Below are 10,384 nucleotides of genomic sequence, written 5' to 3' on the forward strand. Positions count from 1 at the left end.
TGAAGCGGCACTTTCCGCAACGCTCGACGTCAGCCGCGGCACTGTGCGCGAGGCTGTGCGGGCGCTGGTCGCGCAGGGCATGCTGGAAACCCGGCAGGGCTCAGGAACTTATGTCCGCTCGACGGCGGACACGGCTCGCAGCCTGGACCGCATTCGCCACACCAGCCTGCGCGACCGTTTTGAGACCCGGGCAGTTCTGGAAACCGAAGCGGCCCGTCTTGCCGCCTTGCGCATCACGCGGAAGGGGCTTGCGCATCTTGAAAAAATGCTGGCGCAGCGGGGCAGTCGCGATGAACTCGACCGCGAAACTTTCGTGGCGCGAGACTTTGCCTTCCATGAAGCCATCGTCGCGGCCTCGGGCAATAACGCCCTCATCGAGGTCTATGCCTTTTTCTCCGCCTCCATTCGCGAATCCATAGAAGCCACGCTCAATGGCGAACTGCCAGAGCCGAGCGATGAAGCGCACCGCCAGATCGTCGAGGCCATCGCCTCGGGCGATCCCGAAAAGGCCGGAGCAACCGTTCGCCGTTTCATGGCGCCCCTGATTGAAGAACTTGAAAGGTTGCTCGCATCATGAGCCACACAAATACAGCCCTGTCGGACAGGGCAGAAAACGAGGCAATGCAGCCGGATGCGCTGGTCGATGCGGAGGCGGACAGCGTCCCGCCGCCGCCCGTCCAGCAGCCGCCCAGCAAGGCGATGCGCATCTTGCTGGGCCTGAGCCTCGTGCTCATCGCCGCCAATCTGCGGCCGGTATTCTCCAGCGTTTCCGTGCTCTTGCCGGAAATCATCGAGGCGACCGGCATGTCGTCGATCGCAGCCGGTATATTGACCACGCTGCCGGTCGTCTGTCTCGGTGTCTTCGCGCCGTTTGCGCCGCGGATGGCGCAGCGCTTCGGCGCGGAGCGTGTCCTGCTTGTCGTGCTGGCCGTGCTCACAATCGGCACCGCCATTCGCGGTTTCGGTTCCTTCTACTGGCTCTATATTGGCGCCGCGCTGGCCGGTGCCGCCATTGCCACGGGCAATGTTCTGCTGCCGGGCGTCGTCAAGCGCGACTTTCCGAAGACAGCCGCCATCATGACCGGCCTTTATACGATGGCATTGTGCGGGGGCGCTGCATCTGCAGCCGGTTTCACCATTCCCATCAAGGGGTTGCTCGGCGGCTCGTGGAACCTCGCTTTGGCATTCTGGGCCGTTCCGGCGGCACTTGTGCTGCTTCTGTGGCTGCCGCAGGCCTTGCGCGCCAAGCACAATGTGGCCCATTCGGGCTTCCGGGTGATCGGGCTCTGGAAGGACAGGCTGGCCTGGCAGGTGACGCTGTTCATGGGGTTGCAATCCTCCACCGCCTATATCGTTTTCGGATGGCTGGCGCCGATCCTGCGCGAGCAGGGCCTGAGCCCCAAGGCGGCAGGCGGCCTCGTTTCCTTCTCGATCATGGTGCAGGTGGTGACCTGTCTCGCCGTGCCTTCCATCGCCACGCGTCAGAAGAACCAGAGCTGGCTCAATGTCGCTCTCTGCGCTTGCGCAGCCTTGCCGCTGATCGGATTTCTCTACCTGCCGCAATGGACATACTGGGTGCTGGCGGTCATTCAGGGCATCGGGCAGGGCGGTCTCATCGCAGCCGCGATGATGGTGATCGTGCTGCGCGCCCCGGATTCGCACACGGCGGCACATCTGTCCGGCATGGCGCAATGCGTCGGCTATACGCTGGCCGCGATCGGTCCGCTGATCGTCGGCATGATCCACAGCGCGACTGGCAGCTTTGCTGCTTGCGGGGCGTTCTTCGCCCTGCTGGGACTGGGTGCCGCCATCGCCGGATGGGGTGCGGGACGCGCACGGCATGTGGGCGTGCAGGTGATCAAGGACTGAAGGCAACAAAAAACCCCGGCAAAACCGGGGTTTTTCTTATTCTCATAGGAAAGGCATCAGGCCTTTTCATACAGCTCTTCGACGAATTCCCAATTGATGAGATTGTCGACGAAGGCTTCGAGGTATTTTGGACGCAGGTTGCGATAATCGACATAGTAGGAATGTTCCCACACGTCGACGCCGAGGATCGGCGTTGCGCCGTGAACGAGCGGGTTTTCGCCGTTCGGGGTCTTGGAGATTTCGAGCTTGCCGTTCTTGACCGACAGCCAGGCCCAGCCCGAACCGAACTGGCCGACACCGGCAGCGATGAAATCTTCACGGAACTTGTCGTAGCCGCCAAGATCGGACTCGATTGCCTTTTCAAGCTTGCCCGGCAGCTTCTTGCCGCCGCCGCCCTTCTTCATCCATTTCCAGAACTGGATGTGGTTGTAGTGCTGGCCGGCATTGTTGAAGAGGCCCTGGTTCTTGCCGTAGCTTTCCTTGACGATCTCTTCCAGGCTCTTGCCTTCGAGGCCGGAGCCTTCGAGCAGCTTGTTGCCGTTTGTGACATAGGCCTGATGGTGCTTGTCGTGGTGAAGTTCAAGCGTCTCGCGCGACATGAAAGGCGCAAGGGCGTCGTAATCATACGGCAGGGCGGGCAGTTCGAAAGCCATTGGAAACTCTCCTCTTGTCATTCGGCTTACATGGGCAGCCAGCGGCGGGCCGAACAGATGCTGCCTCAAAACTTGTGTGCGGAATCTACATAGGCCGCATCGGTGCGGGCGGCAATGGCGTGATTGAGCAATTCAGCTTCAAGACAATGAATTATTATTGAAATCACAGTAGGATGGCGTAATTCTCGATTTAGAGCGCATCCCGAAAAGTGTGAAACGGTTTTCGGATAAGATGCGCGTCAAAAACAACGGGTTAGAGCGCCCGTCTGATCCAATCAGATCGAAACGCGCTCTAACGCTTCGCGATGCGGGCGGACCCTCACAGGAGGAAATGGTGTCCCACAGTTCTTATGTCTTCGACGCTTATGGCACATTGTTCGATGTCCATTCGGCGGTGCGGCGGCATGCGGACAAGGCCGGGCCGGACGGACGGGCATTTTCCGAGCTGTGGCGCGCAAAGCAGCTCGAATATTCCTGGGTGCTGAGCCTCATGGGCACCTATAGCGATTTCTGGAAACTTACCGAGGATTCGCTTGATTTCGCATTTGCGCGCTACCCTTCCGTCGATCCAGGGCTGCGCAATGATCTGCTCGACGCCTATTGGAAGCTTGATTGCTATCCGGAAGTGCCCGCGGCCCTCAAAGGCCTGAAGGAGAAGGGCGCAAGGCTCGCCATTCTCTCCAACGGATCGCCCGCAATGCTGGAATCCGCTGTCCGTTCGGCCGCGCTCGATGTTCTGCTCGACGACGTGATTTCGGTCGATGAAGTCAGGAAATACAAGGCCGCGCCGGCAGTCTATGAACTCATCACCCTCCACTGGCGGCTATATCCGTCGGCGATCTCGTTCCAGTCTTCGAACCGCTGGGACGTGGCGGGCGCGGTGCGGTTCGGCATGCGCGGGGTCTGGATCAACCGTTCCAACCAGCCCGACGAATATAAGGAGTTCGCTCCGGCGCTCATTTTGCCAAGCCTCCAACTGCTCGTTTGAGTTTTCACTAAAATTCGAACTTGCCGGATTTATCGAAAGCTGGCCGCTGCATCCAAAATTGTGTCGCGGCTGCAACACGAGCCATGCTGGTGGGCCTTCGCCACGATTAGGCCGCATTAAGAACGGGTGTACGCCACAATTTTCGGGCGTTTTCCGTGCAACCAAACACCGGAAACAGCCGTTTCAGGCCGTTTTCACCGCCCACTGCGTATCTGCCACAATTTGGTCGGGTCGCAATTCGTTAACCCTGAATGTGTATCTGTAACTCCTCCCGTCACTAAACTGGTTTTCATATGCAAACGACCCTTACCCGCCGTTCCTTTCTGACGGCAATGACAGCAACAGCGGCCGCCGGCCTGGCCGGTTGCGCTCAGTTGGGGCAGAATGTTCCAATTATCGATGTGGATCAGTCGGGGAACCCGATCAACCGCACCCCGCAGGCCAATGTCGATTCATCCTATGGCGGCTGGGCACAGATGTACGCCGCCGTTGAAGATGGCGGCTTCATGCTTCCGGCAATCCCGATCCAGAAGATGGACAAGCGCTTCCTGCGCCAGGTGGTGCAGGATCCGACCGGCGAACTGCCGGGTACGATCGTCATCGATACGGCCAACCGCTTCTGCTATCTGGTCCTCGAAAACGGTCAGGCAATGCGCTACGGCGTCGGCATTGGCCGCGAAGGCTTTGCATGGTCGGGCCGCGCCGTGATCCAGTACAAGCGCCAGTGGCCGCGCTGGACTCCGCCGGATGAAATGGTCGCCCGCCAGCCGGAACTGGTGCAGTACAGCGCCAAGAATGGCGGCATGGCTCCGGGCCTCAAGAACCCGCTTGGCGCCCGCGCGCTCTATATTTTCCAGGACGGCAAGGACACGCTGTACCGCCTGCACGGCAACCCGGAATGGTGGTCAATCGGCAAGGCAGTCTCTTCGGGCTGCGTCCGCTTCCTGAACCAGGACATCATCGATCTCTATGATCGTGTTCCGGCAAAGGCACGAATTCTGGTGATGTAAGGTTAGGGGAATAGGGCAGTAAGGCAGTAGGGCAATATGTTTTGCTTGACTGAAACCTTCTGCCCTATTTCACTTACTGCCTTACTGCCTTACTGCCTTACTGCCTTACTGCCTTACTGCCTTACTGCCTTACTGCCTTAAATCACCTCTTGAAGCTGCCCAGGATCCCGCGCACGAGCGCACGCCCGAGCGAATTGCCGACCGAGCGGACGACGGATTTCATGGCTGCTTCCGCCACTGTCTGGCGGCCGGAGCGGCGACCGGTGCCGAGCACCGTACCGGCGAGCTCACCAAAGATGCCGCCGCCTTCTTCCTCTTCCTTGGTCTTTTGCTGGGCTGCCGCTGCATTCTGCGCCTTGCGGGCCAGCATTTCGAAAGCGGAATCGCGATCCACGGCTTGATCGTACTGTCCGGCGACCGGGCTTGCGGCGATGATCTTCGCGCGTTCTTCCGGCGTCAGCGGCCCGATGCGTGAAGAGGGCGGGCGGATGAGCGTGCGCTGCACGATGGAAGGCACGCCTTTTTCCTGCAAGGTGGAAACCAGCGCCTCACCCGTGGCAAGATTGGTGATCGCCTGAAACGTGTTGAAATCAGGGTTCGGGCGGAACGTGTCGGCTGCGGTCTTCACGGCATTGGTCTCGCGCGGCGTATAGGCGCGAAGCGCGTGCTGCACGCGATTGCCAAGCTGCGCCAGGACCGTTTCCGGCACGTCTAGCGGGTTCTGCGTTACGAAATAGACGCCGACGCCCTTGGAACGGATCAGGCGCACGACCTGCTCCACGCGATCGATCAGCGCCTTGGGCGCTTCGTCGAACAGAAGGTGGGCTTCATCGAAGAAGAAGACCAGCCTCGGCCTGTCGGGATCGCCGATTTCGGGCAACTCCTCGAACAGTTCCGACATCAGCCAGAGCAGGAATGTGGAATAAAGCCGCGGGCTCATCATTAGCTTGTCGGCGGCGAGCACGCTCACCACGCCGCGCCCGTCGGTGGTGGTGCGCATCAGGTCCGAAATCTTGAGCGCCGGTTCCCCGAAGAATTTCGAGCCGCCCTGCTGGTCGAGAACCAGAAGCGAACGCTGGATCGCCCCGACCGAGGTCTTGTTCACATTGCCGTACTTTCCGGAAAGCTCTGCCGAGCGCTCCGCCATCTCGGCAAGGATCGCCTGCAGGTCCTTGAGGTCCAGAAGCAGCAAGCCTTCTTCGTCCGCCAGACGGAAGGCGATGTTCAGCACACCTTCCTGCGCGTCGGTCAGGTTCATCAGGCGAGACAGCAGCAGCGGTCCCATTTCGGAAATGGTTGCACGGACAGGATGACCCTGCTCGCCGAAAATATCCCAGAAGATCACAGGGGCTGCGCGCATTTCATACGGGTCGAGCTTGATCTCCGCCGCACGCTTGAGGAGCCCGTGATTTTGAACGCCGACCGCGCCGATGCCGGAAAGGTCGCCCTTGATGTCGGCGCAGAAAACGGGGACGCCCGCCGCCGAAAAGCTCTCGGCCAGAACCTGCAGCGTGACCGTTTTGCCGGTGCCGGTAGCGCCGGTGACGAGGCCGTGACGGTTGCCGTATTTCAGCGCTAGATATTCCGGCTGCTGGTAAGAGTCGTCTGGCTTGCGGCTCGCGCCAAGAAAAATAGCGTCTTCGGCAGTCATCAGGCGGCTTGCTCCCTCTGTTCAACTCACTTTAGAGCATAATCCGACCGGAGTGAAACGAGGATCGATAAGATTATGCTTTCAATAAAAGAGTTTAGAGTTCGTTTCGATCTGATTCAATCAGATCGAAACGAACTCAAGCATATAAACGCCGCTCGTCGTCACGACAAGGAAAAGCCCTGAACGAACTGACGGGCGCAGCTTGCAACTCGACCTCAGCGCGCCGAATAACCGTTCGGATGCGCCGGAATGGCTTTCAGATAGGCGGCAATGGCATTGCGATCCGCCTCGGCGAGATGGGCCATATTCGCAACCACATCGGCCATCGATCCGCCGAGCGAATCGAAATCCGGGGTGAAGCCGCTCTGCAGCGCATAGGCGATGTCTTTCTCGCTCCAGCCGCCAATGCCTGCTTCTCCCGGCGTGATGTTCGGCACAACGCCTCTTTTCCCGTCGCTGCCGGTCTCGGGCGATAATGCCCCTGCGAGCCACTGGCCCTTGTCCAGCCCTCCGATGACATTGCGCGGCGTGTGGCATTCACCACAATGGCCAAGGGCCTCGGTCAGATACTGGCCGCGCTTCACCTGATCGGAGGCATTTGCGATTTCCACCACGGGCTGGTCTGACAGGTAAAGCTGTTTCCAGAGGCCCAGTCCGCGCCGGATATTGAACGGAAAAGAAAGCCTGTGCGGCGCCGTTGCATTGTCGGACGGCGGCAGCGTTTTCATGAAGGCGAAGAGATCGGCCACGTCCTGCGGCTGCATTCTGGTATAGGATGTGTAGGGGAACGACGGATAAAGATGTTCGTCCTGCTTGCCGATGCCTTTCAGCATCGCATTGGCGAAATCATGGATCGTCCAGGTGCCGATCCCCTGCTCGGACGGGGAGATATTGGGCGCGATGAACGTCCCGAAATCCGAAACCAGTTCGTGCCCGCCCGCCAGAACCTTGCGCGCATCGCCGGTTGCACCGGGGGCCGCGTGGCAGGAGGCGCAGCCGCCCGCCCAGAAAACCTGTTCGCCTTTGACCGGATCGCCCGGTTCCATCGCATCCAGAACGGTTTGGCTCACCTTCTGCGGCGTGGTCAGAATCCAGAAAGCTGCGGCTCCAAGGACGACCACGGCGCCTGCGACATATGCCAGTTTTCGGACCATTTCATCCGTTCCCGTCTGGCGGTTCCGACGATTGCGGACCGCTCTTATGGCTGTCATTCAGCACGCCAGCTTCAATGCGCGGAAGCGCCGGAGCAGCACCGCACCCAGCTGGAAATGCTTTTGCGCACCGAATGTTTCCGTCCGGTGCGCGCGGTGTCAACCGTGAAGATCAGTTCTTCTTGACGCGATAGACCTGATGGCAGGAACCGCAATTGGCTGCAACCTGCTGGAAGGCGGACTTCAGCGCATCCAGATCCTGCGGCTTGGCAGCCAATGCAGCCGCGGCGTCTGCGCGGAATTCTTCAACGTGCTTGACGAAATCGTCCTTGTTTTCCCAGATTTTTGGCGAGGCTTCCGTGTCGCCCTGATCGGAACCGGCAGGGAAAAGCGTGTCCACGTCCATTTTCTTGGCGTCGGCGTCGATCTTTTCCAACGCGGCAAGTGCGGCGGTGGCGTCGAAAGGCTTCTCGCCCTTGACCATGGGAGCAATCGAGCCGACAGAACGGCCAAGGTCCTTCATGATTGCCTGACGATCGGCTGTGACGTCAGCCTGTGCTACACCGGCGACCAATACAGCAGCAGAACTGACAGTCAGGAAAAACAAACGCATGCGATCCTCCGCGTTTAAAAATTGAACAGATTTCGTCCCTTGGTTCAAATATCCGATACAATCCGGGACATTGCAATCATCGCACCGGCTAAATCTCCAATGCGGCAAGTATCATCCAGAATTTAGTGGGATTATTACATGGGCTTCACGTTATCGTGAAAAACATGACTTAATTACTATTGTTTTATACTGGCATGTGGGGGGTGCCTGCGGCGAAGGATGGTTTCCGCGGGGAGGCACTCATGCAAAAAGGCCCCGGAAACCGGGGCCTTTATCGAAAAATGCAAGGTTGGTCAGACGAACTGGCCGAGGCCCGGGATCGCGCCGATAACGGCATCCACGGGTTCGTCGCCGGCCTTTTCCTTGGCAAAGCGGATGGTCTCCTTGGCGACGCCGGAAATCTCGCCCATGCCGAGGCCAGCGCCCATGAGCTGGGAGCCCAGACCCATCACGCCGCCCATCAGACCGGACAGGAAGCCGCCGCCCTTGACCTGCGAAATCGCGTCTTCAGCGCCCGGAAATGCTGCGAGAAGCTTCTGGACTTCTGCCTCCGGACCTTCCTTCTGCAGGAAGGCGAGGATCATGCCGACTGCCTTTTCTGCCGTTGCCGCATCGATGCCAACTTTGGAGGTGATGCGTGCGATCAGTTCTTCCATGGAAACTCTCCCAAAAATCTTACGTTTACGTAATATGCATTCTCGGTTTTGCTTTGCAAGCCGGCGGGAGCGAAAATATTAGAACATGGTTCCGAAAAAGTGGGAGCGGGCTTCGGACATGATTATATTCAGACAAAACCTGAGAGCGGGAGGGCGGGACAGGTTACAAACATCCCGCTCCTGGAGAACACGGCTCCTGACAGGACGGCATAATTACGCCGTTCTAATTTCCTGCAGTTCCAGCTCTTCGATCATGGCCTGTCGCATGACGAATTTCTGGATTTTGCCGGTCACCGTCATCGGAAACTGATCCACGAAGCGGATATGCGCCGGAACCTTGTAATGCGCGATCCGCTGCCGGCAATATTCGCTGAGGTCCTCTTCGGACAGTTGTGCGTCCTTGTGCAGCTTGACCCAGGCGCAGATGATTTCGCCGAACTTCCGGTCCGGAATGCCGAATATCTGGACGTCGCTGATCGCCGGATGGGCAAACAGGAACTCTTCGATCTCGCGCGGGTAGATATTCTCGCCGCCGCGAATGATGAGATCCTTTATGCGACCGACGATGTTGCAATAACCTTCCTCATCTATGGTCGCGAGGTCTCCCGTATGCATCCAGCCCGCATCGTCAATGGCGCCGGCTGAACTTTCCGCGTCGTTCCAGTAGCCGCGCATGACGCTGTAGCCGCGCGTCAGCAATTCGCCCTTTTCGCCGCGCGGCACGACCTTGCCATCCGCATCCACGATCTTCACCTCCAGATGCGGGTGAATGCGCCCGACCGTGGAAACGCGCCGCTCCAGCGGATCGGCCGTCGAACTCTGGAAACTGACCGGGCTCGTCTCGGTCTTGCCGCAGGCGATAGTGATTTCGCCTTGATGCATCTCGCTCACGACACGCCGCATGACTTCGATGGGGCAGGGCGACCCGGCCATGATGCCGGTGCGCAGGCTCGAAAGGTCGAAGCGGCTGGAGTCCGGATGATCCAGCATCGCGATGAACATGGTCGGCACGCCATGCAGGCCGGTGCATTGCTCCTCCTCGACGGTCTGCAGCGTCAGGAAAGGGTCGAAACTGTCGTTCGGGATTACCATGCAGGAGCCGTGAGTGACGCAGGCAAGATTGCCGAGCACCATGCCGAAGCAATGGTAGAATGGCACCGGGATGCAGAGCCGGTCCTGTTCGGAAAGTTGCATCGCATCGCCGACGAAAAAGCCGTTGTTGAGGATATTGTGATGCGAGAGCGTCGCGCCCTTCGGGCTGCCGGTCGTGCCGCTGGTGAACTGGATATTGATGGGATCGTCGAATTGCAGTTCGTCGGCAAGCTGCGCCAGTTCCTGCCTGGTGACTTCATCGCCGGATTGGGCCACATCGTCGAAATTCAACATGCCCGGCATCTGTTCCGCACCAAGCCGGATCACGCAGCGCAGCGAGGGAAGCCGCCCGGACATCAGATGCCCGGGCCGGGCCTCATCGAGTTCGGGCACGATGCTGCGCAGGATGTCGATATAGTTGCTGCTCTTCAGCGACGGCGCGAGGATGAGTGCCGCGCATTCCACTTTCCCCAGCACATATTCCAGTTCATGCGCCCGGTAGGCGGGGTTGATGTTGACGAGGATCAGGCCCGCCTTTGCGCTCGCGAACTGGGTGAGAATCCATTCGAGATTGTTGGGCGACCAGATGCCGAGACGCTCGCCGGGGCGCAGCCCGATTGCTAAAGCGTGTCGCATTTATTCGGCCTCATACCCAGCAGCCTTAAAGAAGTTCTGGCATTCATTGATGGAGAAGAGACTGA

The 10,384-nt window shown here is 59.2% G+C and carries 10 protein-coding genes; 4 read left to right on the forward strand and 6 right to left on the reverse strand.

Annotated elements, in window-relative coordinates; translation table 11 throughout:
* Positions 1–577 (forward strand): FadR/GntR family transcriptional regulator (locus tag JNC63_RS21710; protein ID WP_374846769.1); only part of this gene is annotated, 577 nt, incomplete at its 5' end.
* Between the two features lie 44 nt (positions 578–621).
* Positions 622–1,869 (forward strand): CynX/NimT family MFS transporter, encoded by a 1,248-nt coding sequence (locus JNC63_RS21715; RefSeq protein WP_235693766.1) that lies wholly within the window; start codon positions 622–624, stop codon positions 1,867–1,869.
* A gap of 56 nt (positions 1,870–1,925) precedes the next feature.
* Here JNC63_RS21715 and JNC63_RS21720 read toward each other — a convergent pair whose 3' ends face one another.
* Positions 1,926–2,522 (reverse strand): superoxide dismutase, encoded by a 597-nt coding sequence (locus tag JNC63_RS21720; protein WP_006471131.1) that lies wholly within the window; start codon positions 2,520–2,522, stop codon positions 1,926–1,928.
* A gap of 334 nt (positions 2,523–2,856) precedes the next feature.
* Here JNC63_RS21720 and JNC63_RS21725 point away from each other — a divergent pair, with 334 nt between their 5' ends.
* Positions 2,857–3,510, forward strand: a complete 654-nt coding sequence (locus tag JNC63_RS21725) for a haloacid dehalogenase type II (protein ID WP_006471130.1) — start codon at positions 2,857–2,859, stop codon at positions 3,508–3,510.
* 293 nt (positions 3,511–3,803) lie between these two features.
* Positions 3,804–4,520, forward strand: coding sequence for a L,D-transpeptidase (locus JNC63_RS21730; protein ID WP_006471129.1), 717 nt, complete (start codon positions 3,804–3,806; stop codon positions 4,518–4,520).
* Between the two features lie 142 nt (positions 4,521–4,662).
* Here the strand turns inward: JNC63_RS21730 and JNC63_RS21735 are convergent, their stop codons facing one another.
* The 5 genes from JNC63_RS21735 to JNC63_RS21755 form a co-directional block, all read right to left on the reverse strand.
* Entirely contained in the window at positions 4,663–6,171 is a 1,509-nt protein-coding gene (locus JNC63_RS21735) for a helicase HerA-like C-terminal domain-containing protein (protein ID WP_006471128.1), read from the reverse strand.
* 215 nt (positions 6,172–6,386) lie between these two features.
* Positions 6,387–7,325, reverse strand: coding sequence for a cytochrome c (locus tag JNC63_RS21740; RefSeq protein WP_006471127.1), 939 nt, complete (start codon positions 7,323–7,325; stop codon positions 6,387–6,389).
* Between the two features lie 169 nt (positions 7,326–7,494).
* Positions 7,495–7,935 carry a c-type cytochrome gene (locus JNC63_RS21745; protein WP_006471126.1) on the reverse strand — a complete coding sequence of 147 codons (441 nt, stop codon included), beginning with the start codon at positions 7,933–7,935 and terminating at the stop codon, positions 7,495–7,497.
* Between the two features lie 293 nt (positions 7,936–8,228).
* Positions 8,229–8,591, reverse strand: coding sequence for a DUF2267 domain-containing protein (locus tag JNC63_RS21750; RefSeq protein WP_006471125.1), 363 nt, complete (start codon positions 8,589–8,591; stop codon positions 8,229–8,231).
* Between the two features lie 213 nt (positions 8,592–8,804).
* The gene (locus tag JNC63_RS21755) at positions 8,805–10,319 is read right to left on the reverse strand and encodes an AMP-binding protein (RefSeq protein ID WP_006471124.1); all 1,515 of its coding nucleotides are present in this window, start codon (positions 10,317–10,319) and stop codon (positions 8,805–8,807) included.
* Positions 10,320–10,384: the final 65 nt, after the last annotated feature.

The organism is Brucella ciceri, assembly GCF_041930145.1.
Taxonomy (GTDB): Bacteria; Pseudomonadota; Alphaproteobacteria; order Rhizobiales; family Rhizobiaceae; genus Brucella; species Brucella intermedia.

What these genes read in the sequence shown, in the direction of transcription:
- JNC63_RS21715 (WP_235693766.1), top strand. Translation starts at nt 622, where the DNA reads ATGCAGCCGGATGCGCTGGTCGATGCGGAGGCGGACAGCGTCCCGCCG.
- JNC63_RS21720 (WP_006471131.1), bottom strand. Translation starts at nt 2,522, where the DNA reads ATGGCTTTCGAACTGCCCGCCCTGCCGTATGATTACGACGCCCTTGCG.
- JNC63_RS21730 (WP_006471129.1), top strand. Translation starts at nt 3,804, where the DNA reads ATGCAAACGACCCTTACCCGCCGTTCCTTTCTGACGGCAATGACAGCA.
- JNC63_RS21735 (WP_006471128.1), bottom strand. Translation starts at nt 6,171, where the DNA reads ATGACTGCCGAAGACGCTATTTTTCTTGGCGCGAGCCGCAAGCCAGAC.
- JNC63_RS21740 (WP_006471127.1), bottom strand. Translation starts at nt 7,325, where the DNA reads ATGGTCCGAAAACTGGCATATGTCGCAGGCGCCGTGGTCGTCCTTGGA.
- JNC63_RS21745 (WP_006471126.1), bottom strand. Translation starts at nt 7,935, where the DNA reads ATGCGTTTGTTTTTCCTGACTGTCAGTTCTGCTGCTGTATTGGTCGCC.
- JNC63_RS21750 (WP_006471125.1), bottom strand. Translation starts at nt 8,591, where the DNA reads ATGGAAGAACTGATCGCACGCATCACCTCCAAAGTTGGCATCGATGCG.
- JNC63_RS21755 (WP_006471124.1), bottom strand. Translation starts at nt 10,319, where the DNA reads ATGCGACACGCTTTAGCAATCGGGCTGCGCCCCGGCGAGCGTCTCGGC.